The following is a 26,837-nucleotide window of genomic DNA, read 5'->3' on the forward strand; positions in this document are numbered from 1 at the left end:
GTGGATCGGTGGCCGAGAGATCTGCGCCGGGTGCGACAGCCGTGTCCGGCTCGTCGGCGGAACCACCGGAACCGGGGGACGGGCGGCGCGAGCTGCCGCCCGCCGTGCTCGTGCGGTTCCGGGCGGGGGACGCCGATGCGCTCGGCGAGGTCTACGACCGTTATTCGCGTGCGGTGTGGGCGGTCGCCATGACGGTCACCCGCGCCGACCACCTCGCGCAGGAAGCGCTCCAGGAGACGTTCATCCGGGCGTGGAGGTCCGCGTCGACGTACGACCCGGAGCGGGATCTCGGTCCGTGGCTGTTGACCATCGCGCGGTACACGGCGCTCGACCTGATCCGCCGTGAGCTGCGTCCCACCCGGGGTGGTCACGAGGCCGAGCAGGACGCGGTGGTGGAGGCACCCGACCTGGACGTGGCATGGTTGTCCTGGACGGTGCAGGAGGCGTTGCGTCAGCTCGCCGACCACGAACGGGAGATCATCCGGCTGTCGTTCTTCGACGACCTGACCCACGCGCAGATCGCCCAACGGCTGGACCTGCCACTGGGCACGGTGAAGTCGCGCTCGCACCGGGCGCACCGGCGGCTGGCCGAACTGCTGGCCCACGTGCGGGATCCCCCGCCGCTGGGCGACGGCGCGAACCAGAGCGGCATCGCAGGACGAACGACAATCGGTACCGCCGGCAGCGAGGGGAGGAGCGAGGGGTGAGCACCGCAGCACAGACCGACGGGGGCGCAGACGAGCAGTTCGTGGACCTGCTGGCCGGGCACCTCGATCGGCACGCGAGGCGCACCCCCGGACGGAAGAAGGTGGCGGCGCAGAGCCCCGACCCGGCCCTGCTGGCCGCCGTGGTCACCGAATTGCGCGCCGAGACCACCTGGGCGTCCGGTCCACCGCCGGCACTTCGGGACAGCATCCTCAGCCGGGTACGGGCGCACGCCGACGAGCAGCCCGTCGCCGCACCGGTGCTCGAGCCGCGTTCCGCGCCGGAGCCGCGGGCCGTGCCCGAGGCGGTGCCCGCGCCGGAGCCGCCGGCCGCGCCGGTGCCGCCGACCGGCGGCGCGGCCACCCCGGTATCCCCGGCGGACCCCGGCCCGCGGTGGTGGCAGCCGGCGTGGTGGCGTCCCCGGATGGGCCGGCTCACCTGGGCGCTGCCCGCCGCCGCCCTCGGTGCCGCGGTGTTCACCGCTGGTGTGCTGGCGGTCGACCGGATGCTCGACCCGCAGCCGCACGCCGACGTCTACGCCGCCGCCGGTACGGAGCTGGCCCCGGCGGCGCGGGGCAAGGTGTCCGTCGTGGACACCCCCTCGGGTGCGTCCATCGTGCTGGAGCCGGTGGGCCTGCCCGCTGCGGCGCCGGGCTCCTACTACGCGGCGTGGCTCAAGGGACCGCGCGGCACCGTACCGATCGGTTCGTTCCACGAGCGCCGCAGCGGCGTACCCATCGAGCTGTGGAGTGGGGTGGACATCGCCGACTACACCACCTTCAGCGTCACCCTCCAGACGGAGGGAGCGCCGCCGACCCCGTCCGGCCTGGTGGTGATGACGGCGGCACTGGACTCCTGACCCCAGCAGGCTGGCGCGGTCCACCGCTACCGGTGACCGCGCCAGCGGGACAGCTCCGCCGCTCGTTCAGTTGTTGGCCCACACCGGTGGTGCTGGCGGCGGCTGGGGTGCCGGGGGCGGATCGCCCGGCTCCGGCAGCCCCCGCCGGTCCCGCAACTCGGCGCGGTACTCCTCGTACGCGGCGGTGTAGTCACGTTCGGCCGCCGCTGCCTCGCGACAGGTTTCCGCACGCTCCCGGCAGGTGACGGCGAGCTGGGTCAGCTCCGTGGCGACCTGGTCGAGGATGGTGGCCGCGGCGTCCAGCTCGTCGGTCACGATGTCGGTCAACCGACCACCGATCATGGAGCCCGCGCCGATCGCCGCCCGCGCCGGCTCCATGAGCGTGCCGGCCATCTGGGCTGCCGCGTCCAGGACGCTCGCCGCGGCCTCGTAGTCCTCCGCGAATGCCACTTCGACGCTCCCTTCCGGTGCCGGTCACTGTGCGGGGGCCGGGGCGTCCTGACCAACCCCGGCCCCGGCACGGCGCCCCACCACTCAGACCCGGGTGATCCCGGTGTTCATGATCTCGTCGAGCTGGACGGCCTGCGCGTCCATCGCCTGGCCCAGCGACCCGGCCGACTCGCCGGCCGCCACCGCGACGGCGTTGAACTGGGTGGCCACCTCGTTCAGTTCGCCACCGAGGCGGGCGAGGTCGGCCCGGAAGGTCTCGAAGATCTCCTGGACGCGTACCGCCGTCTCGTTGACCCGCGCGTCGAGCTCCACGCCGACCTCCTCGGCCTGGGCCCGGTTGGCGCCGGTCCACTGAACGCCGCCGAAGCTCGTGGTCACCGAGCGGGACTCCTGGCTGACCGCCATCAGCGCCGAGACCACGGCGGTCTGGGCGTTGGTGATCTGCTCCTGAAGGCCGGCGACCGCGCTGTCCGTCGTCGAGACGACGTTGCCACCACAGGCGGCGAGGCTGTCACCGAGGCTGCGGTACGCGATGGCGTGCTGCTGGATCTGGGCGACGTCGCCGCCGAGCATTCCGACGTTCATGGCTGCTTCCTCCCGATGTGATCGTCCCGGGCGACCGGTGTCGCCTCGGTCGTCTGCATTCGCCGCCGGGCACCGTTTCGGTTCCCTGGCTCACCAGTCCGACCAGCCGTCGTCGGCATCCAGGTCCAGCGGCGCGAACTCGTCGTCGCTGATGACGATCCCAGGCACCGACTCCAGCTGCGGATCCCAGGTCAACGTGTCGAAAGCCGGTCCCAGCAGCGTCGGCGCACCGTCGTCGTAGGTTGTCGAGGGCTGCGCCTGGGCCCAGAAGTCGTTGTCGAGCCCGAAGTCCACGGTGGTGCCCTCGGGTGCCCCCAGTCCGATCATGGTGTCGTAGGCGGTGTGGTACAGGTCGGGCAGTTCGTGCTCGGAGATGTCGTCCCAGCCGGCCCGGTCCGTCGCTGTCACGGTGCCGTAGCGGTAGAGGTCGTCCGGTGGCGGCACGTACGCCCGGCCGGAGTCGATGGAGAAACCGTCCGGCAGGCCACTGTGAAGATCGAGGTCGAGGTCGGCCCCGGGCCGGACGTCCGGAGCCGGGAAACCGGGCCGGTCGGCGAACGCGGGGTCGAACGGTGACCGGAACTCGTCGCGTACGTCGAAGGCCAGCAGGCTACCCGGCGGCGCCTGCTGTGCGACGAGCACGTCCGCGGTGGACACACCGGCGAGTTCGGCGATGCGCTCCACCGCGAGGTCGCCGCTGACCGGGTACTTGACGCTGACCAGCGCGCCCGCGCCGGTGGCCAAGCCGTCGGCGAAATCGCTCTGCTCGGCGAGCCGGAACCCGTCGCTGTTGGCTCGGAACCCGACGGCCCCGATGAAGGGGATGTTCACCGCGGCCATCCCGTCGAGGGCGACGGTGGGTAGCCGCAGGTCCAGGATCGGGCCGAGATTCACCTCGCCGGCGATCGAGGTGACCAGGCCGTGGTGGCCGGCCTGGTAGGAGAGGCCGGCGATGCCGCCGATGGTGAGACCGTCCACCGGTGCCGTGTCATTGTCGATCAGGAGCACACCGTTGCGGACCCCCACATAGACCGACTCGGACGCCCGGTGAGGCCCCTGCGCGGAGGCGCCCCAGCCCACGATGTTGAGGATGGACTCCTTGGTCCGCGCGCCGCCGTCGAGGACGTGGTTGGCGACGAACGCCGGGTTCTGCGGCGCGGCCCAGACGAAGGACGGGTCGCCGGCCGGCGGCGCGAACAACTGCCCGATGGGATGCAACGGTGGCCCGACCGGCAGCAGGACGTGGAACGGCGATTCCGCGCCACGACCGAGATCCTCGGGAAGGCTGATCCGACCCGGCTCCTCCGGGGTGCTGGCGGTGGCGGTGAGGAGCAGGTCGCCGGCGGGACCGCCGAGCAGCGACGCACCGGCCAGGCTGGCCAGGCGCGTCCCACCGCCGATGGCCGAGTCGTCCAGTTCGTCCAGCCGGCTCTGCGGCATGTCCTCGGGACGGTCGAGGAAGAAGAGCAGGTAGCCGCCGGGGAGCTGCTTGAGCCGTCCCGGGGCTGGGGCCATGCCACCCGGGACGCTCATCGCGCCGGGTGTCGCATCCGGACCCAGTCCACTGTCGCCGCCGTACACGGTGCCATCGGGACCCACGACCGTCGCACCTGGCGGAATGAACTGCATTCCCGGCTGCAGCGGTATCGGAGTCGTCGAGCCGGGCAACGTCATGGTCGGCCGCCCGGCGGCCGGACCACCGGTGGCCTGTGTCAGGACGAACCCACCGCCGAGCCTGTCTGCTCCGGCTCCGCCCGTCAGGGTGCTCTCCCCGGCCCCGCCCGCCAGGGTGCTGATTGCCGGGGCGTCGCTCGGCGGAGTCGTCCCAGCCGATCCCGGCAGTGCGCCGAACGTCGTGGGCGCCGCGGACGTGGTGGTCGCGCCGGCAGTCAGGACGAGCGACTCGCCCCCGGTGGCGGGACTGCCGGCCACGCCGGTCGGTTTCAGCGCGTCGAGCACGTCGCGGAGCCGTTGCAGCACGACCGGGGCGGCCAGCTTCGGATCGACGCCTCGGAACACGCCTTCCAGCACCACACCCACCTCGGCGACGCGTTGCGCGACCACTGCCGCGTCCGGCCCGGCCGGCGGCGCGGTGCGGATGATCCGCAGTGCCTGGGCGAGTGCCTGGCCGGCGGCGAACGGATGCCCCGCGTCGACCGCGGCGACGGCCTGCGCCAGGTTCGCCGCGATCCCGGTGCCTTTCGCCAGGTCGGCCAGGTCGGTGCGGGTCTTGAGGTCGAAGTCGAACGCCGTCCCGGCGACGGTTTTCGGGTCACCGAGGACACCCCTGGGGTTCAGCAGTGCGGCGGCCCCGGCGGAGACCACCGAGAGGCCGTTGCCGAACGCGGCCAGCGCGTCGCCTCGGTCGAGAGCCTGGATCACGCCGGCTGCCGGGGTCACGAGTCGGGCGACGTCCCGTACGGACGTACCGAGCCGCACCAGGTCGAGTGCGAGGTTCCGGTCGATCAGGTCGAGGCTCGCCAGCAGTGGCCCGCCGTTGCCCAGGACGCTGCCGGCGGCGCCGAGCCCCGCGGTTATCGCACCGACCACCGTCTTCGCCTGGGACGCCTGGAACACCGAGGCACCGATGTCGAAGGCGCGTTTGGCGTTGCGCAGCACGTCGAGGGTGGTGCCGGCGTCGAAGAGACCGCCCGCGATGCTGCTCTGCCCCACCAGCTTCGCCGCTCCGGCCGCCGTACCCAGCAGGTCGGCGCCGGCGGTGAAGGCGGACAGGCCCGCGCCGATGACGCCCAGCCAGTTACCGTCGATGGCGTGGCTCACCGCCTCCACCGCGTTGGCCGCCAGGGTGGCGATCCCGACGGCCTGCAGGCCGGGTACGACGAGACTGGCGACCCCGAGCGCGATCTTGCCGATCTGGAAGATCGCCTTGAACGGGTTGTCCTTCCAGGCGGTCACGATGGCCTTGCCGATCGACTTGACGGTGTCGAAGACCCGGGACAGGAAACCCTTCTTCTTCTTTTTCCGCCGGCTGATGCCGGTCAGCACCCCGAGGTCGTCGAAGGTGATGGTGAGCTTGTGTTTGCCGAGGTCCTGACTGCGGCCACCGGGAATGCCCCACTGGCGGGCGAGGATCAGGAACTCGGGGTTGCGCTCGACCGCGTCCCGGCTGCGCAGCCGCAGTCGGCCCCGGCCGAGTGCGTCCACGACGTTGCCACCCACCACGGCGGTCAGCTCGCGTTCGGTGAGCGCCGGAGCTCCGACGACGGCCAGGGAGCGGAAGGCCGCGACGACCCGGTTGACTCGCTCGCGCAACTGCGGTCCGTCGGCCGCGCCGCGCAGGTAGCTCAGCGCCCCCACGAACTGGGCCTGGACAGCCGGCGACTCGGCCATCGCGCGGGGGATCTGACTCGCGACCAGCGCGAAGAGCTGCTGCTGGACCGGCTGGGTCAGCTCGATGGGGGTCGCGCTGCCCAGATCGACCCCGGCGTCGGTCATCGCCTGATCCACGAGCCCGGCCAGGCCGACGGTGTACGACTCGTCGATGGCCCCTGCCGCACGGCCGAACCGCAGGACGACGTCGATGCCCGCCTCGTTGAAGAACGCCGTCGGGTCGGCGTCGCCCTCGAACCCGGTGGGCAGCAGCGCGCTCTGCACCATCCGGTTGGCGCGCAGGAACGCTGTCGCCGCCGCGAACCGGGCCGCCGGCGTCGCGGCCGTGGCACCCGGGTCGGTCCAGCCGACCCGGGCGGCGAAGGCCAGGGTCTGCCCGAGTTGCGTGTCATCGGGCGCGGTGGTGTCCCGGCCCACGAGGTGGGCGGGCAGCCAGTCGGCGATCGCCGCGAACTCGATCTCGGCGGCGGCGATCTTCGCGGCCAGCTCTGCCGGTGCGGTCTCGGCGGTGGCGAAGTCGTGCGTGGCCAGCACGTCGCCCAGTCGCGGCAGGTCGGCCGCGCGGGCGAGACGGTGGTCCAGCTCGACGGTGCCGGCGACCCAGTCCAGCAGCCGCTGCGGGTCGGCCAACACGTCGTCGACAGTTCGTCCGTCGGACCAGAAGTCCTGCCAGAACACCTCGGTGGTGCGATGCTCGGCCCGGCGCCGGAACAGGCCGAGGAAACCGCGACCGGTCTGCTCCCCGTCCGGCGGCGGCACCGGCGGTCCGACGTGTTCGATGCCCAGCGCCAGGGCCAGCACTCGCAGGTCGGGAAGCAGCTCGGCGGGGAGGTCGGGGCGCTGTCCGGCCAGCAGCGCCGGCACCAGGACCGGCGACAGGCGATCGAGCGCCGCGTCCAGCGCCGCGTTCCTGCCGGTCGGGGCGAGGCCGACGAGGAAGGCTCGCAGATCCCGGGGTCCGGCGAATCCGAGCAGTGCGCCGAGCGCACTGCCGAGTTCGGCGGTGGTCGCTCCGAGGCCGGTGGCCACCCCGCGGGGATCTGTCGCGAACTGCTCGGCGAGGTCGGCCTTGTCGATGACTCCGGCGCCGAGGGTGGCGAATCCGTCCTGGACGAGGGCGAGCTGCAGAGGTGCCTGGCTGGTCAACTCGGCGAGGTTGAGCGCGCCGACGACCTGGCGCCGTACCGCCTCCGCGCGGGTCGCGGTATCGCGTAGCACCCCGCCCAGCGTCCGTGCGCCCTGACTGTCGATACCGACGTACGCCATCGTCCGGCTCCTTCCCCCAACGCGTCCCCAGGCGGGGGTCACGACAGCCGGGTTTCGCCGTGGCGGCACGGACCGGTTCCCCATCCGTGCCGGGAACCGGGCAGCGGGTGGCCGGCGAATGCGGGATGTGCGGGCCGCCCGGTCCGGCACATCCCACCCCACCGGCCTTCGGAGGTCACCAATGTCCACCCAGGTCAGCGCCGCGCCCGCAGGTGGCGCGACACCGATGTTCGACGCCGAGCAGGCCCGCGGTGACGCCGCCCGCCGGTGGGCCGGTACCCCACTGGCCACCGAGCACTGGCTGGAGCAGGCGAGCGGTTTTCCCGGTGGCGACGTGTCGCTCGATCCCACGGAGGCGGCCACGGTCGTCGCGGCTGCCCGGGGATACCGGCTGACCCGTGGCCACCTGGCGGAGACGGTCGCGTTCGCCGAGTTCCTCGCCGGCGAGGCGCTCACCGCCGAGGAGCGCGCCGAGCTGGAGCAGGATGTGGTGGATGAGTTCGAGGACTCGCCCAAGCGGGCGTTGCGGTCCCTGCGTCCACTGTCCGGGGGAGTACGGCGGGTGGCCGCCCTCAACCCGGTGCAGCGTGCGCAACGCCGGCTCCAGGCACTCACCGCCAGTTACCTGCTCGAACTGCGCCGTCAGGCCGACGGGCAGGAGCTGAGCCCACTGATGGCGGCGGTGAGCCGGCACAACCCGGTGGTACGGCACTGGGCGTCAGCGGGGGTGGTGCTGGTCGCCGACGCGCTGGCCGCGCGGATGGAACAGCACCGGCTGGTGCTGTGCCTCGTCGACCGCGAAATCGACGCGCCGGCACTGCTCGCCGAGCGCCTGCTGGCCCGCGCGGAGCAGGCAGGTCGGCTGGAGGTGGCCGAACTGGCCGCCTCGGAACTTCGTCTGCTGGTGCTGCGCGCCTGGTTGACCGACCTCGGCACCAAGGCGCTCGCGACGGTCCGGCAGGACGTCACCCGGGCGGTGCAGTCCGCGCTCGACGTGGACATCGTCGTCCAGCACGTCGGCTACCGGGCGGCGCTGGAGGTGGCGGACCAGGCCGACTGAGCCCGGTGGCGTTCCGCGCCCGGTTCCCCGTCGCCGCACCAGCCGGTCGCGGCCATCCACCCGCACCGCGTCAGGTCCTGCCGCCGACGGTCGGCGTCGACGACCTGGCCCGACCGCCGGAAATCCGGATCCCGGGTCACCCTTCGCGGGCGACCCGGGATCGGCGTTGCCGTCAGCGCACCTGGTCGCCCTCGCCGGTACGCGCCTGGGCCTGGTCCACGCCCTTGTCGATGTGCTGGTCGTACTTGCCGCCGGTGCGCTTGTCGGCCATGTCACCGGCCCGCTCCAGCCCCTGGTCGACCTGCTTGTCGTGCTTGTCCGCGAAGTCCTTGGCCTTGTTCATGAAGTCGCCCACGATGGTCCTCCTGTTCCGGGGATACCTTCGTCGGGTTCCCTCGGCGCGCCGCCGCAAACGCCGGCAGGCCGGACGCGACACCCCGGCCGCGCCAGCATCGCTGTGGTCACCACCGCCTCGCCTGGGCTGGACGGCCGGTACGCCGGCCGTCCAGCCCAGGTGGTGCTCAGGCGGCGGTGCACACCGGGGTCAGGCCGGTGGCGGTCCCGACGCCCTGGAAGCCGAACTCGGTGGACTGGCCGGCGTTCACCGAGCCGTTGTAGCTGACGTTGCTGAACCGCACGGTGCCGCTGTTGCCGGAGCGGTCGGCGTTCCAGGCGTTGGTGACGGTGACCCCGGAGGGCAGGGTGAGTTGGACGCTCCATCCACTGATCGGCGCGGTACCGGCGGTGACCCGCACGGTGGCGACGAAGCCACCGGTCCACGAGTTCAGCGACACCGTCGCGGAGCACCCGGTGGTCGGCGGCGGCGTGGTCGGCGGGGGTGGGGTGGTCGGCGGCGGTGGCGTGGTCGGATCGACCGGCGGCGTGGTCGGCGGGACGGACGGCGTCACCGGCGGTGTGGTCGGCGGCGGGGTGGGGTTGCGGCCCTTGTTCAGCTCGTCGAGGACCGCGTGGTAGGCGGCCTTCTTCTGGTAGCTGCCGTTGCCGCCGGTGAACAGCAGGCCCCGCTCCGAGGAACGCCACGACTCGCTGTCGGAGATGCCCCAGACGGTGATGCCGGTGCACTGTGCGACGTTCAGACAGGCCCGGACGACCTTGCGGTAGTTCTCCGCCTGCCCCGCTCCGATGTCGTTGTTGCTCAGGTCGTCGTCGATGTCCAGCTCGGTGATGTGCACCTCGACGCCGAGGTCGGCGAAGCGCTGGATGTTGGCCTGCAGGTCGTCGGTGATGATGCTGTTCGGGTTGTCGTTGAAGTGTGCCTGGAACCCGACGCAGTCGATGTACTGCCGGTAGTTGCGGACGATGTCGTACAGGGCGTTGGCCTTGCGGTTCGGGGTGCCGCCCTGGACCGTCAGGCCGTCGACGTCGTAGTCGTTGATGCAGAGCTTGGTGGTCAGCCCGCCGGCCTGCACGACCTGCTTGGCCCGGATGAAGGAATCCCGGATGACGTCGGTGTCTCCGGCGTCGAAGAAGTCACCGTCGCCGTTGGCGTCCCGGTTCATGGTGTGCGGCCACTGGTTGCGCCGCCGGCCGGTGTTGTTGTCCTCCAACGCCTCGTTGACGACGTCCCAGTAGGCGATCCTGCTGCCCCAGCGGTTGATGGCGTTGCCGATGAAGGTGTTCAGTGTCGCCTGGCTGGCACCCTGCAACGCGCCGGCCTGCGAGTGCCAGACCAGCGTGTGGCCGCGGACCAGCATGTTGTTGCTCTGGGCGTGGTTGACCAAGGTGTCCGCGCCGCTGGTGTTCTGCAGCCCGCCGCTGGAGGTGGCGATCCGGTCCGGCTTCATGTCGTTCTCGGGCGTCAGTTGGCTGAACTCCTGCCCGACGATCGGGTAGAGCCGGTTGGGTGAGGCGGCGACGCCGAAGAACAGCCCGGCCTTGGCGGCTGCGGCCCGCAGCGTGGTCTCGGCGGCCGCGGCCGGGGCGCTGGACTGAACCACCACAGCGCTGCCCATCAGCAACAGCACCGCCGTCGGCAGAGCTGTTCGAGCAACCTTTCTACGGTGCCGCAGGTCGCTGTGCACGGGTCCCTCCTTGGTGCCGGACGTCATCGATCGACGTGGGTGCATGCCCCGGACGGTCAGTCTCGATATCGACCGGCCGCACTGTCAACAACTTCCGGAAACATTCCGGAAATCTTCTCAGCGTGGGCCGCTCGGCCGCACCAGGCCCGTTTCGTAGGCGACGATGACCAGTTGCGCCCGATCACGTACCGCCAGTTTGGTCAACAACCGTCCGACGTGCGTCTTCACGGTGGCCGGGCTGAGACTGAGGTAGGCGGCCAGTTCCGCGTTGGACAGCCCGCGGGCGATGAGCGTGAGCACTTCCCGTTCCCGCTCGGTCACCGCCTCCAGCCGTCGCGGCAGCGGCCGGGCCGGCTCGGGTCGACGCGCGAACTCGTCGATCAGCCGGCGGGTCACCGTCGGCGCGAGCAGCCCTTCGCCGGCGGCCACCACCCGGATGCCGGCCAGCAGATCCGTCGGCGGGGTGTCCTTGAGCAGGAACCCGCTGGCTCCGGCGCGCAGTGCCCCGTACACGTACTCGTCCAGGTCGAAGGTGGTGAGGATGACGACCCGGGTGCCGGCGCCCGTCGGGTCGCCGCAGATCCGTCGGGTCGCCTCGATGCCGTCCATCTCCGGCATCCGCACGTCCATCAGCACCACGTCCGGCCGGTGCTCGGCCGACAGCGCCACGGCCGCTGCGCCGGTGTCCGCCTCGGCGACGGTGACGAGGTCCGGTGTCGAATCGACCAACAGCCGGAAACTGCCACGCAGCAGCGCCTGGTCGTCGGCGATCAGCACCCGGATCACGCGCTCACCCGGTAGGGCAGCCCGGCCGTCACCACGAAGCCGCCGCCGGAGCGTGGACCGGCGTGGAACTCGCCGCCGTGCATTGCCACCCGTTCCCGCATGCCGACGATCCCGTGTCCCTCACCGACGGTGGCGACCGACCGGCGGCCGTCATCGATCACCTCGACCCTGACCTCGCCAGGGGTGACGATCACCGTCGCCCGGCAGGTGGCCGGCGCCGCGTGCTTCACCACGTTCGTCACCGCCTCCTGCACGATCCGGTACACCGCCAGACCCACCGACTCCGGCACCGCTTCGGCCGGTTCCTCCCGTCGCACGTCGAGACGTACCTCGACACCGCCGATCGCGGCCTGCCGGGCGAGCGCGGGCAACTCGTCCAGCCCGGGTTGCGGGGCGTACGGGGTGTCCTCGCGCAGGACACCGAGCACCCGGCGGACGTCGGTCAACGCGTTGCGACCGGTCTCCTCGATCACCCGCAGGGCGGCTCCCGCCTCACGCGGGTCGGCCTCGGCGACGTGGTTGGCGACGGCCGCCTTCACCACGATGAGGCTGAGCGTGTGCGCGACCACGTCGTGCAGTTCCCTGGCCACCCGTAGCCGCTCCTCGGCGGCGGCCTGGCGGACCAGGTGCTCGCCCTGACGAACGGCGAGGGCACGGCGCTCCCGGACCAGCCAGCCGATCATCCCGGCAGGCACGATCATGACGGCGGCGTAGCCGACCGCGCCGGTCCGCGACCACAGATCACTCTCGGTGAACATCAGGGCGACGCTCACCAGCGCGAGACAACCGGCGACGCAGAGCACCGACCGGTGCGTGCCCGTCGACACGGCCACCGTGTAGACGGACAGACCGACGGCGAGCCCGGGCGCGGCGGCGGCGTAGTTGGGAACCACTCCGCTGACCAGGGCGACGGCGGCGACACAGCTGATCACGACGGCGACCGTGATCGGCCACCGGCGCCGGACGCCCAGCGGCAGCCCGAGGGCCATCCCGACGAGCACCGACAGCCACAGCGGCTCGTGCACGCCACCACGCAGCGGCGATTCCAACGCCGCGTACGGGCCGAGCAGCCCGCCGACCGCCACGGCGAGTACCACGTCCACGGTGGCCAGTTCCGCCGGCCGGAGCCGCCGGGTCAGTTGGAAGGCGGTCACCTGCCCGAGCGTATCGGCCCCCCGGACCGGACGCGTCCACCCGCGGGTGGTCATCCTCCGGCAGGACGTCCGGGTCGTTCCGGGATCCCGGATCCGCTCCCGGGCGGACCGGAAAGTGTCCGCTCCGGCACGACGCCCGGCACCCGCCGGAGCCGGCACCCTGGCCGTCATGACCACACAGACGGTGACCCTGACCGGGTTGAGCGCCAGGTACGGCACCGGCGCACGCCGGGTGACCGCGCTCGACGACGTGACGACCAGCTTCGCCAGCGGCACGTTCACCGCGGTGATGGGCCCGTCGGGCTCGGGCAAGTCCACCCTGTTGCACTGCGCCGCCGGGTTGGACAGGCCCACCGAGGGGACCGTGACCATCGACGGCCGGCGCCTGGACGAGCTGGGCGAGGACCAGGTGACTCGGCTGCGCCGCGAGCGGATCGGCTTCGTGTTCCAGGCGTTCAACCTGGTGTCCACGCTGACCGCGGCGCAGAACGTCGAGTTGCCGCTGCGTCTGGCCGGGCGGCGTCCCCCGGCCCGGGACGTCACCGCCGCGCTCGACGCCGTCGGACTGGCCGACCGGGCCGGGCACCGACCGAGCGAGCTGTCCGGCGGCGAGCAGCAACGCGTCGCCGTGGCCCGGGCGTTGATCACCCGTCCGGCGGTGGTCTTCGCCGACGAACCGACCGGGGCACTGGACAGCGCGGCGTCCCGGCAGATCCTTCGGCTGCTGCGCGCACTCGTCGACGACCACCGGCAGACCGTGGTGATGGTGACCCACGATCCGATCGCCGCCGCGTACGCCGATCGGGTCCTGTTGCTCGCCGATGGCCGCATCGTCGACGAGCTGAACGGCGGGATCACCGCCGCGGTCGTCGCCGCGCGGATCACCGAGCAGGAGACGGCTCCGGCGGGAACCGGGGAGCGGCCGTGCTGAGCGTCCGACGGTCGGTGAGCGCGTTCGTGGTCGTCGCCGTCGGCGTGGCACTTGTCGCGGCGGCCACCCTGCTGCTCGCCTCCGGACGCCCGCAGGTGCCCGACCGGCTGGCGTACGCGGCAGTCGTCGTCCAGAGCCCGGAGGCCGGTGCGCCGGCCGAATCGTTCGCGCCAACCCGGCCCTGGTCGGCCGCCCGGGCGGCGGAGCTCACCAGCAGGCTGACCGAGGTGCCGGGTGTCACGGCCGCGGTACCGGACCGGACCTTCTACGCTCAGGCGCTTGTCGACGGCCGGCCCCCTCCCACCGCTGGCCGGCGAGAGGACGCCCACCAGGGGCACGGCTGGTCCAGCGCCCGGCTGGGTGGATTCCGTCTCACCGCCGGCGAGCCACCGCGGCAGGCCGGCGAGGTGGTCGTCGACCGTGCGCTCGGGCTGCCTCCCGGCGGGCCGGTCACCCTGCTCACGGCGGCAGGGCCGCAGTCGTACACCGTCACCGGTCTGGTCGACGCGCCCGGCGTCTACGTCGCGGACGAGGTCGCCGCCGCGCTCGCCCCCGGCGTCCGGGCCATCGGTCTGCTGGTCGCGCCGGGCGCCGATGCCGAGGACGTCGCCGCGGCGGCTAGCGGCGTCGTCGGCGGCGACGGCCGGGCGCTGACCGGCGACGAACGCGGCGCGTTGGAACCTCGGGATGACGCCCGCACCCGCTGGATCGGCATGCAGGTGCTCACCGCCACGGCGGCCCTCGCCGGCTTCGTCACGGTCTTCGTGGTCGCCTCCGCCTTCGCCTTCACGGTCGCGCAACGCCGCCGCGAGCTGGGTCTGTTGCGCGCCGTCGGCGCCACGGGTCGTCAGGTCCGCCGCATGGTGTACGTCGAGGCACTCGTCGTCGGTGTCACGGCCGGGCTCGCCGGGCTGCTGGTCGGTGCGGCGCTCGCGCCGGTGCTGGGTCGACTGCTTGTCGACGCCGGATTCCAGCCGGCCACCTTCCGGGTCCGCTACGAGCCCTGGCCGGTCGCGGTGTCGCTCGCCGCCGGGCCGGTGATCGCGCTGCTGGCCGTATGGTCGGCGTCGCGTCGAGCGGCACGCGTCCGCCCGCTGGAGGCGTTGCGTGAGGCGGCCGTGGAGCAGCGGCCGATCGGACGGCTACGGGTCGCCACCGGGGCACTGCTCGTCGCGGTGGGGGTCGCCCTCAGCCTCGGTACCGCCACGTCCGACGACGCCCGCAGCGCCGCCACGCTCGCCCTCTACGCGGTGATGGCCCTGGTGGCCGGTGTCGCGGTGCTCGCTCCGGCGGTCGTCGGCCCGGTGGTGCGGATGCTGCGGGTGCCGGTGCGTCCGCGGGGCGGTGCGATCGGCATGCTGGTCCGGGCCGGGGCGTTGACCGCGACCCGGCGGACGGCCTCGATCGCCGCCCCGGTGCTGCTCACGGTGGCGTTCGCGGTGCTGGTCTCCGGCATGGTGCGGACCACGACGGCCGCCTACGCGGCGGGCCGGGTCGACAACGTGAACGCCGGCTGGCTCGTCGTGCCCGACCGCGCACCCGGCCTGTCGGACCAGGCCGTCGCGGCGACCGGAGGAACCGCCCTGCTACCGACGACGGTCTTCGTGAGCGACCCGAGCGCGCCGCCGGAGAACCGGCCACTGACCGCACTCGGCGTGGACCCGGCGGGCTTCGCCGCCGCGAACCGCGCGCTCACCGTCGTCGCCGGTTCCCTCGGCGACCTCAGCGGCGACGACACGGTGGTGCTCACCGCTTCGGCGAACCGGCAGCCAACCGAACCGTACGCGCTGGTCTTCGCCGACGGGGAGCTGGTGTCGTTGCGCGTGGTCGCCGTCGTCACCGACGAATCGATCCCGGGCGACCTGCTGCTGCCGCGGTCCGTGGTGCGGGAGCACGACCCCTCGGCGCTCTCCTCCGCGGTGTACGTCCGGGAGCGGATCGATCCTCCGGCCGGAGCGCGGATCCTCGACGTTCCCGGGTGGGCGGCGGAGGCGGACCGTGCGGAGGACCGTCTCGTCTGGCTCGCCACGCTGCTGCTGATCGGTGTCTCGGCCGGCTACGGGGCCGTCGCGGTGGCGAACACGCTGCTGATGGCCGCTGCCGGTCGGGTGCCCGACCTGCGGCTGATCCGGCTCGTCGGAGCGACCCGCAGGCAGGTCATCTGGCTGGTCACGGCGGAGTCCGCCCTGGTGGTGCTGATCGGCGCGCTGCTCGGCGGTGCTGTCGCGTTCGTCGGTCTGCTGAGCATCCGTGCCGGGCTCGCCGAGCAGGCCGGTGTACCGGTCGACCTGGTGGTGCCGTGGTCGGTGGTCGGCGGGGTGGTGGGCCTGTGCCTGCTGCTTGCGGCGCTGGCGAGCGCGCTGCCGACCTGGCGGTCACTGCGCCATTCACCTCGTGGTTGAGACTGGCCGTGCTCAAGGAGGCCGAGAACGCCGCCCCGCGGTAGCGGGCAGGGCTAGGGCCTGTGTCGAAGTCCCTGGCCGGCCTGCGGCGGGCCCAGGCGACGACCGACTGCGTTGGGAATCGGTCCGGATACAACACCGGTATCCGGACCGATTCCCGCCTTGCCGGACCGCCGCCTGGCTTCCGCCTCGGCTCGACCGAGGACTTCGACACAGGCCCTAGGCGGTCCCGTTCAGGGTGGGGTCGGCGGCGTCCCTGAACGTTCGGCCGGAGTGTGTGTCGGTGGGCGCTGAGCGGGTCGCGTACAGCGATGCCAGGAGGTGTAACCGGTCCGCGTCGGCGCTGCCGGGCTCGGCGGTGAAGACGAGCATGGCGGGGCCGGGGTTTCCCGGTAGGGGATAGGTGTCCCAGTCCAGGACGATGTCGCCCACCTCGGGGACCCGGAAGGTCTTGGTGCCGCTCACCGACTCGCGTACGTCGTGCCGCGCCCACAGCCGCCGGAACTCGGCGCTGCGGATGCTCAGTTCGCCGACGATCGCGGTGGCGCGTGGGTGGCTGGGGTCGGTGGCGACGGCGGTACGCATCATGCCGATGTAGTCCAGCGCCTGCTGCTCCCAGTCCGGGCAGCTACGCTCGCCGGTCAGCGTGTCGTCGAACAGCAGCAGGAGCATGTTGAGCCGGTCGGCCGGGTAGGCGTCCGGGTCGCCGAGGAGCGCCTGCGCCATCGGGTTCCAGTCGAGCAGGTCGAGATGCCGGCCGAGGATGACCGCAGGGGTGTCCATCACCCGCAGCAGGCGTCGGGTGCCCTCCGGTACCCGCTCCGGATCGCGGTTCACGCGGGCGGGCGTGGGTCGGCGGGCGGCGTGGGCCAGGGTGAACAGGTGCCGGCGTTCCTTGTGGTCGAGACTGAGCGCGCCGGCGAGGGCGTCCAGGACGTCGTCGGACGGGCGTACCTCCCGGCCTTGCTCGATCCGCTGGTAGTAGTCGGTGCTCAGCCCGGCCAGCAGGGCCAGCTCCTCGCGCCGCAGCCCGGTGACCTTGCGCCGGCCGCCCGGCTCCAGGCCGACGTCGTGGGGACGCAGCCGGCCACGCCGAGCGCGTAGGAAGTCGCCGAGCTCCCGAGCGTACGGACGGGGACCTGTCATGCCGCAAGTGTGCCGTGGCCCGGACCGCCGAAGGTAGGTCCGGCAGACCCAGGCAACCGAGAACGATCGAACCGTCCCGGATCGCTCCTAACGTCGATGGCCCCAGCTCGCCGACACCTACAGGAGCAGCAGATGACCGGATGGAGCACCGACCGTATCCCCGACCAGCACGGTCGGGTCGCCGTCGTGACCGGCGCGAACTCGGGACTCGGCCTGGTCACCGCCACCGAACTGGCCCGCCACGGCGCCCACGTCGTGCTCGCCGTACGCAACACCCGCGCCGGCGGGGAGGCCGCCCGCCGGGTCGGCGGCGACGTCGAGGTCCGCGAGCTGGACCTGGCCTGCCTCGCCTCCGTGCGGGCCTTCGCGGCGAAGATGGCCGGCGACCACCCGGCGATCGACCTGCTGGTCAACAACGCCGGTGTGGTGCTGCTCGGTCCGCGCCGCACCTCCGCCGACGGATTCGAGCTGCACCTCGCCACCAACATGCTGGGCCACTTCGCGCTGACCGGTCTGCTGCTCGGCAACCTGGCTGCGGCGCGGGAAGCCCGCGTGGTCAGTCTCAGCTCCATCACCCACAAGAACGCGCACCTGGACTTCGCTGACCTGATGTTCGAACGCGATTACCGGGCAGCCACCGCCTACGGCCGGTCCAAGCTCGCCACCACGATCTTCGGCGTCGAACTGGACCGCCGCCTGCGCGCCGTCGGAGCGCCGATCGTCAGCGCGCTGGCCCACCCCGGTCTCACCCGTACCAACCTGACTCCGCGTGCCTGGGAGCACCGCGGCCGGTTCGGGCGGATGATCGCCTGGGGCGGGCTGTTGGCAACCCAGCCGGTGCAGCGCGGCGCGCTGCCGCAGTTGCGCGCCGCGACCGAGCCCGGTGTACGCGGCGGCCAGTTCTTCGGCCCGTCCGGGCTCTGGGAGACGCGGGGCCGGGTCACCGAGGCCCGGTTCAGCCGGGAGGCCGCCGACCCGGCCGTCGGCAAGCGGCTGTGGGCGGCCGCCGAGGACCTGACCGGAATCACCTACCTCTGACGACGCGGTGGTGGGCGTTAGAGTCGGCGGTCATGGGACTTCTCACCTTCAGCCTCAACGTGACCCTGGATGGTTGCGTCGACCATCAGGAGGGCATCGCCGACGACGAGACGCACGCCTTCTTCACCCGTCTGATGGACGAGAGCGGGGCGATGCTGTGGGGTCGCGTCACCTACGAGCTGATGGAGGGCTCCTGGCCGGCCGTCGCCCGCGACGAGGAGGCGCCGCCGGCCATCCGAGAGTGGGCGGTCAAGCTGGAGGCCAAGCCGAAGTACGTGGTCTCGTCGACGCGTCAGGACTTCCCGTGGGCGAACAGCCACCACATCGCCGGTGATCTGGGTGAGGGCGTGCGGAGGCTCAAGGACGCGACCCCGGACGGAGTCCTGCTCGGAAGTGGCAAGCTCGCGACCGAGCTCGACCGGCTGGACCTGATCGACGAGTACCAACTGCTCGTCCAGCCCATGATCGTCGGTCACGGCCCGACGCTGTACCAGGGCGGGCTGCCCGGCACGCGCCGGCTCGAACTGCTCTCCGCGGAGCCGATGCGCAACGGTGCGGTGGCCATGCACTACCGCCGCGCACGCTGAACCACCGGCCTGAGCCGGCAGCTCCGCGAGGTCACACGCCGAGACCGCCCACGACGGTGACCTCCTGCCCGGTGAACTCGCCGGTGAGCATGGGCATGGCCTTGTTGATCGCAGCCCTGGTCTCGGGAAGCTGGAGGGACGCGTCGTGCTGCTCCTTGCTCTCCCACACCTCGCTCACCCAGATCGTGACGTCATCGGTGTCCGAGACGCTCACGACGTACGACCGGCATCCGATCGGTCGCAGCCCCTCGACGCCGCGTAGCAGGATGTCCACCACCTCGTCGCGGTGGCCCGGCGTGCTCTTCATCGATGCGATGTATCCGTACGGCACAACCGCTCCCTGTCGGTCGAGAGGCCGCGTTCACGTGTGAGCGCGATCGACCCTCGGAGGTTACGTGTTCGTGGTCGTCGTGTGGGGGCTGGTGCTGCCGTGGCGTCCGGTCAGGTGTGGCACCGGCCGGAGGCCGCGCAACCAGCCGGTGCCCCCGGGTCAGCAGCCCAGACTCTCCTGGTATCCACTGGGAACATCGCCGTCGGCGACCTGGTCGGCGATCTCCCAGACGACCTCCGGGTAGTCGCCCTCGTCGTTCATGTCGTGCAGCACCTTCCACCGGTGGCTGCTGCGCAACGCGGCCGCCGCCTGCTCGACCGCCTGGGTGTCGCCGGCCGAGTCGGCCCGGATCCACTGGGCGATCCAGTCGCAGGTGACCCGGCCGGCCACCGCGGCGCCGAACTGGTACGGGTCGTTGGCCCCGGCGTTGTCCAGTACCGACACGTCGAAGCCCGGCGGGGACGGCAGGTCGGCGAGAATCCTGGCGGCTTCCTCCCGGACGTCGCCGGGCGTGACGATCTCCGGCGGCAGCGCCTCGAGGAACGACTCGGCATCCACCTTGATCACGTGGGTGAGGACCCCGTCGAAGCCGGCCCGCGTCCAGTTGCCCCCGGTGCGCACCTCGACGAACGTGCCGTCCCGCGGTTCGAGCATGGCCGACATGTCGTTCCCGCTGTAGGTGAAGACGTTGGCCGGTCGGTCCGCCACGGTGGTCGCCTCCGGTCTGCTGACCCGCAGCCGGTCGTCGTAGTAGTCCTGGTACTGCTCGTCCGGGTACCAGTTCATCTCCAGGCTGCGGTCGCCGTGGCGAAACTCGATGGTGCCGCTCTCCTCGGCGAACCCGTAGACGCTCGTCGCGGTCCAGCCCGGCTCGTCGATCAGCAGACGCGGGTGCTGCTGCGCGGCCTTCAGGTCGAGTTCCCGCCCGCTGATCGCGGCCGCGCCCACGTCGGGCAGGCCGGTCGGTCCGGCGTACCGGTCGTCGGGCGGTGTGGACCAGACCGACGAGGCGACGATGATGCCGGCCACGGTCGCCGCGGCGGCCGCGGGACCGGCGAGTCGACGGACGAGGGTACGGCGTGGCGGTCTCGCCGGCACCGTTTCGGGTTTCGGGGTGGACATGATCTCCTCCAGGAGATGCTCATCCGCCCCGGCGAGGCGCTGGATGATCTCAGGTCGATAGGGGTCGACGTCGCGGACCAGGCGGTCGAGGTGTTCGTCGGTCATCTGCCCTCCTCCGGGACGGGTACGGCCAGGACGTCGAGTACATGTCCGGGCGCGTCAGGGTCGTCACCGACGAGTTCGCGCAGCCGGGCCCGTGCCCGCGACAGTCGGGTGCGGGCCGCGGTGGCGCTCACCCCGACCACCTTCGCCGCCTCCCGGGGCCGCAGGCCCTCCCAGGCGACGAGCAGCAACATCTCCCGGTCCGTGTCGTTCAGTCGACTCAGCGCGGCCCGCACCGCGAGTCGCTGCGGCACCTCGTCGCCGGGATCGGCTGTGGCGAACGCGGCCAGGCACTGCCGGAGCCGCTCACCCAACCGCTCCCGGCGGATCCCGCTGCGGTGATGGTTCGCCAACACCCGGCGGGCCACTCCGTACAACCACAGCCGGACCTCATCGTCGCGGGGCAGGTCGGCGCTGCGCCGCCACGCCACCAGGAAGGTTTCCGCGACCACGTCGGCGGCGTCCTCCGGCTGTTGGACCCGACGTGCGGCGTACGCGAGAAGCGCTTCGAAGTTGCCGGCGTAGACGCGCCGGAACCGGTCCTCAGAGCTCACGTTCTCTGTATGTCCGGCACCAGGCTCATCGTGACACCACGATACGGTCGGCCGAACCCACCCGACGCCCGACCGACGTCGACTCCACCGCCGGTGTGCCCGAGCCGGCAGCGGGGAGCCGAGACGATCCCGCATCCGGGCGGCACGCTCCACGCCCATCTGTGCCGGGTCCACGACCGCCTCGCTGACCAGACCTGGCACCTGGAAGCCGACCAGATGCGACCCTTCGTGGATCTCAGCATCGTCAACGAACTCGACGTCATCGAGCAGGATCCGGCCACCGCTGAGGCCCACGGCGACTACTTCCGCTCGCTCTTCGCCGCCTGGGCACCGATCGCCTCTCCAGAGGTCACCAGCGAGGTGCGGCGACTCCTCGGCCCCGGCGACGAACGCACCTCGACCGGCGCTGGAAGTCGACGGTCGGAACCGTGGCCGGCCGGTCAGTCACCGGCACGCAGTACCTCGCTCAGCCGGTCGCGTCGCCGCAGCGCCGACTCGACGGGTACGACCACGGCGGCCGTCGCCAGCAGCGCCGCGCTCACCAGGCCGAGCAGCCACCACGGCAGGACCGCCGCCGGGTCGGCGGCCTGCCCGGTGAGCAGCCGTAGCTGGAGCGGGCCGAGGGTCAGGTGGGCGAGCAGGGCCCCGAGCAGCGGGCCGCAGCACGCGGCGACCACGACCGGCGGCAGCAGTTCGCCCGCGGCGACCCAGCGGGCGTCGCGTTGCCGCAGGCCGAGGGTCCGCAGTCGGGTCAGGGTCTGCCACCGCTCCGACGCACCGGCGGCGGCGGCGAGCGCGAGGCCGAGCAGCCCCAGTGCCACCAGCACCGCGGCGACCGTCCACGCCAGCCGGGAGATCCCTGCGGTCAGCGGAGCCACCCGCTGTGCCCGCAGGACGTCCGCGCGGAGCACCACATCGGCGGAGACGCCGCTGGTCGACACGGCCCGCGCCGCGCCGGGCCCGGTCGCCCAGACGGTGTTGGGAACGGCGGGCAGCCCCGCGTCGGCGAGAGCCGAGGCGTCCACGATGACGACGTCGGCGGCGCCGCCGACGGCGGGAGCGGCGCCGACCGCGGCGAGACCGATCGCCGGGGCGTCGTCCCGGGCCAGCCGCAGCCGCATGCCGGTCCGCAGGTCGCCGCTGCTCGAACGGACCAGAGCCGGAACGTCCAGGGGGTCGGGACGGGGTTCTGTGAGCCGGGCCAGCGCCGGCGCGTCGGGCAGCGGGGTGGCGGCCAACAGGCGCTGGAACGCGGCGGCGTCCACGACGACCAGGCGTGGGGTGAGCAGAGCGTCTTCGGTGAAGACAGGTGCCGAGTCGGTCACCTGCGCGACGACGACCTGCTCCACCCCGGGTGCGCCGGCGATGCGCTCGGCGAGCGCCGGCGTCGCGGCGTCGGCGTCGGTGTCGACGTCGAGGCGGGCGTCGGCGCCGACGGTGCTCCACGCGCCGTCGGTCAGACCCCGGGCGACGCTGGTGCCGACGACGAGCGCGAACGACGCGAGCGCCGTGGCACTGACGAGTGCCAGCAACGGCAGTGCGCGTCCGGCCGTGGCGGCCGCCCGGGCGGCGCCGAACACGGCCAGCGGGCGGCGCGAGCGCAGGGCCAGTCGGAGCGTGAGCCGCACTCCGGCGGGCAGCAGCCGCAGCAGGACGAGCGTGCCGGCGAGCACGCCCAGCGCCACGGCGCTGACCGGTAGGACCAGGTCGCCGGTCAGCTCACCGGTGTCGCCGTCGGCGGGCGGCAGCCCGCGCTGGTGCAGGGTGACGACGGCGGCGACCGCGGTGGTCAGCGCAGCGATCTCCACGGCGGCGCGGCGCAACCGACCGATGGCCAGGATCCGGCGGCGCGCGGCACGGTTGGCGGGTTGACGCCGGTCGCGGCTGGCGCGGGCGGCGGCGAGGGTGCCGAAGATCGGCCCGGCGACAGCACCGGCCAGCACCACGGGAACGGTCCAGGTCCAGGAGACGCCGGGAGCGACCGCACGGGCGAGCGCGAGCCCGACGGCGGCGGACGACAGGGACACCAGGGTGGACTCGATGAGCAGTTCCGCACCGAGGTCGGGTAGCGCCGCCCCCCGCTGCCGGGCGGCGCTCAGCACGGCGGTACGCCGGCGGACCAGCAGCTCGGCGGCGAGCAGCAGCACCAACACCGTGCCGGTGAGGAGCCCGGCCAGCAGGACGGCGGCCTGTGCCGAGGCGGCACTGATCTGGTTACGGGCGTCGCGCAGGACGGTGTCGAGCCGTGATTCCCATTTCAGGGACTGGTCGCGGACGCCGGAAGAGCCGGAGGTCGCCTTGAGCGTGACCACCTGCCTGGCGAGGGTCGCGGTGGCGGCCCAGGCGAGCGCGTCGGGTTCGGGGGCGAAGTGGACGGTGCGCCGCAGCTGGTCCTCGTCGAAGGCGAGCCGGGCGTCCGGCAGCGACTCACGCGACAGCAGTCCCGCGATCCGGGTGGTGCCCACGCCGTCGGCGCCGGGCACCGGCCGCAGCAGGGCCGGGGCGAGTCGCCAGGCGGGGTCGGCGCTGTCCGCGGGTCGGTAGATCCCGCTGATCCGGACGTCCTTGTCGCGGCCCTGACCGTCCCGGACCGGAATCCGATCGCCGGGGCCGAGGCCCAGGGCGGCGGCGTCGGTCTCGGAGAGGCCGATCTGTACCGGCCAGGGCGGTCCGTCGCGGGGGATCTCGACGGACCGTCCGGGTGCGGTGGGGCCGGGCGCGTCGCCGGCGATCCAGGTCACGTCCGGGCCGCCGAGGTCACCGGCCAGGTAGGTGACCTGGAGGGTACGCGGTTGGTCGCCGTCGGTGATGGTGAGGCTCGGGCCGGTGACAACGGCGATGGGCGGAAGCAGCGCCGCGTCGAGGTCGGTTCCGAGCGCGTACGCGGCCCGGGCGCGGAAGTTGTCGACGTCCTCGGCCAGGCGGGGCATCCGGATCCGCCCGCCGGTCGGACCGTCGTCGCGTTCCCAGTTGGCGTGGACGAGGACGTTCGAGTCGTGGCTGGCGCGGCGGACCGTGTCCTGGACGGCGTCGTCGGCGGCGATCCGGAGCAGCGCCGGCACGGCCCCGGCGAGCAGCGCGACGGACGCGATGACGGCGGCGGTGAGCAGCAGCGGCCCGGCGTCGGCGCGGCCCCGGCCACGGACGCTGGGCCAGTGCGGCGCCGGCCACCGGCGGGTCAGCCACCGGTTCACGGCGCCACCCGCAGGTGCGCGGCGTCGGCCCGGCGGACCTGGACGACCACCACCACGGCGACCGCCAGCAGGGACCCGGCCAGCAGCACGGCCAGCAGCGCGGCCTCGGCCGGCCACGGCCAGTGCGGCTGGGCGGCCGGCACGGGTGCGGCACCGGAGTCGGAGCGTACGAGCAGGGGAGCGACGACGCGGGTGGCGAGCGCGCCGACGGCCGTGCCCGCCGCGAGCAGGGGCAGGAGGACGCCGACGTGCTGGCCGATCAGCACGGCCCGGATGCCGCGGCGGGACATCCCCAGGCCGCGTAGCCGCGCCACCTCCACGGCGCGGGCCTGCAGGTCGCAGGTGACGTGCAGGACGACGCCGGTGAGCAGCAGCAGGGCCGCGGCCGGCACGACGAGCCGCAGCGCGGCCGGCAGCCCGGCGTGCAGCGGGCCACCGGTGAGCCGGGCGGTCTCCGCCTCGCGGGTCGTGACGGTGCCCAGGTGCAGGGCGGCGGCCCGGTCGGCGGCACCGGGTCCGGCCGGGTCACCGACCCACCAGGCGTCGACCGGGAACGTCAGGTCGCCGGTGACCGCGCGGGCGCGGGACAACAGGTCCAGGTCGGCCAGGACGGCCACGGCACCGGGGGCGGACGGCACGGTCGGCACGACCTCGGTGACGACGATCGGGACGGGCGTGGTGCCGACCGTGACGCTGAGCCGGCTGCCGATGTCGGCACCGACCTCGCTGGCGAAGCGGGCGGAGACGGCGACGGGCACCGGGCCGGGGACCGGGAAGGCGGTGGCGACGAGGTTGGGGGCGGCGTACGCGACGCTGCCGAGGTCGACGGTCGCCGCCATCCGCAGCGCGGTCCCCGCCGACGTGGCCGAGAGCCCGACGGTCGGGTCGCGCACCGTGCTCGGCACCGGCGACACCGACGTGGCGGTCCAGTCCGATGCCACCGTCGATCCGGCCGCCGGCATGGTGAGAGTGACGGCGACGGCGGCGCGGCCACCGACTCCGTACCCGGCATCCGGTCCGGCCTCGACCGGCAGGGACACCGCGACGAGGCGCAGTCCGTCGGCGGTCGCGCACTCGGGCAACCGGTGCGCCCGGCCGTCGAGTGGCACGGGGGGACCGGTACAGGGTATGCGCAGGCCGGTGGCGTCCTGCAGCAGCAGCCGGGGCGTCACGGCGAGGGCGGTGTCGCCGGTCGCGGTTCCGGTCAGCACGAGCGGGGCTCCGGCCGGAACGGCGACGCCGGTGACGCGGGTCGGTGGGGCGAGCAGCGCCGCCACGTCCGGCCAGGTGCGGTCACCGTCGAGCCGGCCGCGCAGCAGCGCGTGGGCGCGGCTGGTGTCGAGGGCGACCAGGCGCGGCGCGTCGCCGGCGGTGCCGAGCCACTGACCGACCGCGGTGCCCCGGTCGAGGGCCGGACTCACCGTCCCCTCGGTGGCCGCGCCGACGACCGCGCCCTCTCCGGGCGCCGGCGCCGTGCTGAGGGCGAGTGCCAGGTCGGTGCCGACGGAGAGCGCGGCCTGGTCGCGCTGCGACTGCTGCCACGTGGTGTCGAAGGCGAGGCCGAAGGTGCCGGCCGCGCAGGCCAGCCCGACGAGTAGCCCGGCGGCGACCGCCTGGGGCCGGCGGGCGGCCTCGGCGACCGCCAGCGTGAGCGCCAGCCCACGGGCGCGGTACGCCAACCGGTCGACGCCGCGCAGGGCGGGCAGCACGACCCGCAGCGCCAGCGCGGCGCCCGCGGTGAGCAGCAGCGCCGGCGCGAGTACCCGGACCACGTCGGCGCGCGGGCTGGCGGCGGTGGGCTGCGCGTACAGCTGCCACCAGCCGGCGGCGGCGAACACCGCGAGCAGCAGGTCGGTGCCGGACCGGGCCAGCAGGTCGCGGCGGGTGCGTCGGGCGTCGGGCGCCGGGCCGGGCCGGATCGCCAGCACGGTGAGGACGGCGGCGAGGACCAGCGCGCCGCCGGCCACCGCGAGGACCTGGACACCGGTGATGGCCGGCCGGGCGGTCAGCCCGGCGCCGTCCAGCGGCGGCAGGTGGGTCAGGCCGGCGTGCACGGCCGACGAGGCCGGTATCGCGAGCGCGGCGGCCACGGCGGCGACGACGACGGCATCGAGCGTCGCGGTGGCGGCGAGTTGGCGGCGACTGGTGCCGAGGGCGGACCGCAGCGCGGTCTCGTCGGCGCGCACGCCGGCGGTCAGCCGGCCGGCGAGGACCAGTGCCGTCGCGGTCAGGACACCGCCGAGGACGGCGACGGCGAGCACGACGGCGGCGGTGACGTGCCGCTGGTCGTCGGCGGAGCGCAGGGTCTGCGGCAGGTCGGAGGCGACCCGGGCGAGCCGGACGCGGTCGCCGAGGGCGGCGGCCAACCGACGGTCGGCACCGCGGACGGCCCCGGCCACGGTCTCCAGGTCACGGCGGTTGGCCCGGGACAGGTCCGGGTGGGCGGTCACCTCCATCCGGTCGACGGTGGCGCCCGTGGTGACCAGGTCGGCGAGGTCGACGAGGAACGGGCCGTAGGCGTTCACCGGCTGCCGGAATCGACCGTCCTGGTGACCGGTGGCGGACCCGGCCGCCGCCAGCGGGTCGCGGTCCCAGCCGCGTCCGGGCAGCGGTCGGACCACACCGACGACCGTCACCTCGATGGCCGGGACGGGCGCGTGCGCCAGCTCGGCGCCGAGGCGCACCCGCCGACCGGGGGTGAGGCCGAGCAGCTGGGCGGTGGACTCCAACAGCACGGCGTCACCACGGTCGCGTGGCCAACGCCCGGTGACCAACTCGGCTCGGGTCGGCAGGTCGTCCAGCCCCGACAGGTACGCCTGCGCCGGGACGGTGGTGCCGGGGGCGAGCGCGGGCGGCAGCGCCCGCAGCACCGTCGACGCCCGCGCGGTGGTGGTCACCGGGAACGGGGCGAGCGCGGCGGCCACGGCGGTTCGGGTGTCGGCGGCGACGGACCGGGTGTCCCGGCCCTCGACCGTGCCGGTGTAGACGGTCACGTCGACGGCGGCGGGCGCGGCGCGGGCCATCGCGACCTCCAGCGCACGCTCGGTGGTGCGGGTGCTCAGCAGGGTGCAGGTGCCCAGCAGGGTCGCGCCGACCGTGACGATGCCGACGAGGGCCGCCAGCAACGGCCACTGCGCGCGGGCGCGCCGGATGACCAGCCTCAGCATCGGCA

The 26,837-nt window shown here is 73.4% G+C and carries 20 protein-coding genes; 7 read left to right on the forward strand and 13 right to left on the reverse strand.

Annotated features, from left to right (window positions below; all coding sequences use genetic code 11):
* Window positions 1–8 precede the first annotated feature (8 nt).
* Window positions 9–707 carry an RNA polymerase sigma factor gene (locus V5O40_RS02590; protein ID WP_332903939.1) on the forward strand — a complete coding sequence of 233 codons (699 nt, stop codon included), beginning with the start codon at window positions 9–11 and terminating at the stop codon, window positions 705–707.
* Window positions 704–1,564: an anti-sigma factor gene (locus V5O40_RS02595; protein WP_332903940.1), complete on the forward strand. Its 861-nt coding sequence runs from the start codon at window positions 704–706 to the stop codon at window positions 1,562–1,564. Before V5O40_RS02590 ends, V5O40_RS02595 begins: the two co-directional genes overlap by 4 nt.
* Window positions 1,565–1,630: 66 nt before the next feature.
* Here the strand turns inward: V5O40_RS02595 and V5O40_RS02600 are convergent, their stop codons facing one another.
* The 3 genes from V5O40_RS02600 to V5O40_RS02610 form a co-directional block, all read right to left on the reverse strand.
* On the reverse strand, window positions 1,631–2,014 hold the full coding sequence (locus V5O40_RS02600) for a hypothetical protein (RefSeq protein WP_332903941.1): 384 nt from the start codon (window positions 2,012–2,014) through the stop codon (window positions 1,631–1,633).
* 84 nt (window positions 2,015–2,098) lie between these two features.
* Window positions 2,099–2,599, reverse strand: a complete 501-nt coding sequence (locus V5O40_RS02605; RefSeq protein ID WP_332903942.1) for a hypothetical protein — start codon at window positions 2,597–2,599, stop codon at window positions 2,099–2,101.
* 90 nt (window positions 2,600–2,689) lie between these two features.
* Window positions 2,690–7,216: a hypothetical protein gene (locus V5O40_RS02610; RefSeq protein WP_332903943.1), complete on the reverse strand. Its 4,527-nt coding sequence runs from the start codon at window positions 7,214–7,216 to the stop codon at window positions 2,690–2,692.
* Between the two features lie 181 nt (window positions 7,217–7,397).
* Here V5O40_RS02610 and V5O40_RS02615 point away from each other — a divergent pair, with 181 nt between their 5' ends.
* On the forward strand, window positions 7,398–8,276 hold the full coding sequence (locus V5O40_RS02615; RefSeq protein ID WP_332903944.1) for a hypothetical protein: 879 nt from the start codon (window positions 7,398–7,400) through the stop codon (window positions 8,274–8,276).
* A gap of 172 nt (window positions 8,277–8,448) precedes the next feature.
* On the opposite strand, the gene V5O40_RS02620 is transcribed toward V5O40_RS02615, so the two are convergent.
* From V5O40_RS02620 to V5O40_RS02635, 4 genes are all read right to left on the reverse strand, one after another.
* Window positions 8,449–8,631 (reverse strand): antitoxin, encoded by a 183-nt coding sequence (locus tag V5O40_RS02620; protein WP_164447963.1) that lies wholly within the window; start codon window positions 8,629–8,631, stop codon window positions 8,449–8,451.
* 166 nt (window positions 8,632–8,797) lie between these two features.
* On the reverse strand, window positions 8,798–10,249 hold the full coding sequence (locus V5O40_RS02625; RefSeq protein ID WP_408631818.1) for an endo-1,4-beta-xylanase: 1,452 nt from the start codon (window positions 10,247–10,249) through the stop codon (window positions 8,798–8,800).
* 186 nt (window positions 10,250–10,435) lie between these two features.
* A complete protein-coding gene (locus V5O40_RS02630; protein ID WP_332903946.1) occupies window positions 10,436–11,104 on the reverse strand; it encodes a response regulator transcription factor in 669 nt (222 codons plus the stop codon).
* Window positions 11,101–12,258, reverse strand: coding sequence for a sensor histidine kinase (locus V5O40_RS02635; protein WP_332903947.1), 1,158 nt, complete (start codon window positions 12,256–12,258; stop codon window positions 11,101–11,103). The genes V5O40_RS02630 and V5O40_RS02635 overlap by 4 nt, the downstream gene beginning before the upstream one ends.
* 169 nt (window positions 12,259–12,427) lie before the next feature.
* Between V5O40_RS02635 and V5O40_RS02640 the strand changes: the two genes are divergently transcribed.
* Together V5O40_RS02640 and V5O40_RS02645 are read left to right on the forward strand one after the other, a co-directional pair.
* Entirely contained in the window at window positions 12,428–13,189 is a 762-nt protein-coding gene (locus V5O40_RS02640; RefSeq protein WP_332903948.1) for an ABC transporter ATP-binding protein, read from the forward strand.
* Window positions 13,183–15,591: an ABC transporter permease gene (locus V5O40_RS02645; RefSeq protein WP_332903949.1), complete on the forward strand. Its 2,409-nt coding sequence runs from the start codon at window positions 13,183–13,185 to the stop codon at window positions 15,589–15,591. Before V5O40_RS02640 ends, V5O40_RS02645 begins: the two co-directional genes overlap by 7 nt.
* A 219-nt stretch (window positions 15,592–15,810) precedes the next feature.
* Here V5O40_RS02645 and V5O40_RS02650 read toward each other — a convergent pair whose 3' ends face one another.
* Window positions 15,811–16,737, reverse strand: coding sequence for a helix-turn-helix transcriptional regulator (locus V5O40_RS02650; RefSeq protein ID WP_332903950.1), 927 nt, complete (start codon window positions 16,735–16,737; stop codon window positions 15,811–15,813).
* 132 nt (window positions 16,738–16,869) lie between these two features.
* Here V5O40_RS02650 and V5O40_RS02655 point away from each other — a divergent pair, with 132 nt between their 5' ends.
* A complete protein-coding gene (locus V5O40_RS02655) occupies window positions 16,870–17,775 on the forward strand; it encodes an oxidoreductase (protein WP_332903951.1) in 906 nt (301 codons plus the stop codon).
* A 32-nt stretch (window positions 17,776–17,807) separates the two neighbouring features.
* A complete protein-coding gene (locus V5O40_RS02660) occupies window positions 17,808–18,362 on the forward strand; it encodes a dihydrofolate reductase family protein (RefSeq protein WP_332903952.1) in 555 nt (184 codons plus the stop codon).
* A gap of 31 nt (window positions 18,363–18,393) precedes the next feature.
* Here the strand turns inward: V5O40_RS02660 and V5O40_RS02665 are convergent, their stop codons facing one another.
* From V5O40_RS02665 to V5O40_RS02685, 5 genes are all read right to left on the reverse strand, one after another.
* The gene (locus tag V5O40_RS02665) at window positions 18,394–18,693 is read right to left on the reverse strand and encodes a putative quinol monooxygenase (protein WP_332903953.1); all 300 of its coding nucleotides are present in this window, start codon (window positions 18,691–18,693) and stop codon (window positions 18,394–18,396) included.
* Window positions 18,694–18,852: 159 nt separating this feature from the next.
* Window positions 18,853–19,920, reverse strand: coding sequence for a hypothetical protein (locus V5O40_RS02670; RefSeq protein WP_332903954.1), 1,068 nt, complete (start codon window positions 19,918–19,920; stop codon window positions 18,853–18,855).
* A complete protein-coding gene (locus V5O40_RS02675) occupies window positions 19,917–20,471 on the reverse strand; it encodes an RNA polymerase sigma factor (RefSeq protein WP_332903955.1) in 555 nt (184 codons plus the stop codon). The genes V5O40_RS02670 and V5O40_RS02675 overlap by 4 nt, the downstream gene beginning before the upstream one ends.
* A 440-nt stretch (window positions 20,472–20,911) precedes the next feature.
* On the reverse strand, window positions 20,912–23,665 hold the full coding sequence (locus V5O40_RS02680; protein WP_332903956.1) for an FtsX-like permease family protein: 2,754 nt from the start codon (window positions 23,663–23,665) through the stop codon (window positions 20,912–20,914).
* Window positions 23,662–26,832 (reverse strand): FtsX-like permease family protein, encoded by a 3,171-nt coding sequence (locus V5O40_RS02685; protein ID WP_332903957.1) that lies wholly within the window; start codon window positions 26,830–26,832, stop codon window positions 23,662–23,664. Before V5O40_RS02685 ends, V5O40_RS02680 begins: the two co-directional genes overlap by 4 nt.
* Window positions 26,833–26,837: the final 5 nt, after the last annotated feature.

It is taken from the genome of Micromonospora palythoicola (genome assembly GCF_036689795.1).
GTDB lineage: Bacteria > Actinomycetota > Actinomycetes > Mycobacteriales > Micromonosporaceae > Micromonospora > Micromonospora palythoicola.

Excerpts from the sequence above, each read along its gene's own strand:
- V5O40_RS02615 (WP_332903944.1), top strand. The coding sequence starts at position 7,398 with ATGTCCACCCAGGTCAGCGCCGCGCCCGCAGGTGGCGCGACACCGATG.
- V5O40_RS02650 (WP_332903950.1), bottom strand. The coding sequence starts at position 16,737 with ATGACAGGTCCCCGTCCGTACGCTCGGGAGCTCGGCGACTTCCTACGC.
- V5O40_RS02640 (WP_332903948.1), top strand. The coding sequence starts at position 12,428 with ATGACCACACAGACGGTGACCCTGACCGGGTTGAGCGCCAGGTACGGC.
- V5O40_RS02660 (WP_332903952.1), top strand. The coding sequence starts at position 17,808 with ATGGGACTTCTCACCTTCAGCCTCAACGTGACCCTGGATGGTTGCGTC.
- V5O40_RS02605 (WP_332903942.1), bottom strand. The coding sequence starts at position 2,599 with ATGAACGTCGGAATGCTCGGCGGCGACGTCGCCCAGATCCAGCAGCAC.
- V5O40_RS02655 (WP_332903951.1), top strand. The coding sequence starts at position 16,870 with ATGACCGGATGGAGCACCGACCGTATCCCCGACCAGCACGGTCGGGTC.
- V5O40_RS02610 (WP_332903943.1), bottom strand. The coding sequence starts at position 7,216 with ATGGCGTACGTCGGTATCGACAGTCAGGGCGCACGGACGCTGGGCGGG.
- V5O40_RS02685 (WP_332903957.1), bottom strand. The coding sequence starts at position 26,832 with ATGCTGAGGCTGGTCATCCGGCGCGCCCGCGCGCAGTGGCCGTTGCTG.
- V5O40_RS02670 (WP_332903954.1), bottom strand. The coding sequence starts at position 19,920 with ATGACCGACGAACACCTCGACCGCCTGGTCCGCGACGTCGACCCCTAT.
- V5O40_RS02625 (WP_408631818.1), bottom strand. The coding sequence starts at position 10,249 with ATGGGCAGCGCTGTGGTGGTTCAGTCCAGCGCCCCGGCCGCGGCCGCC.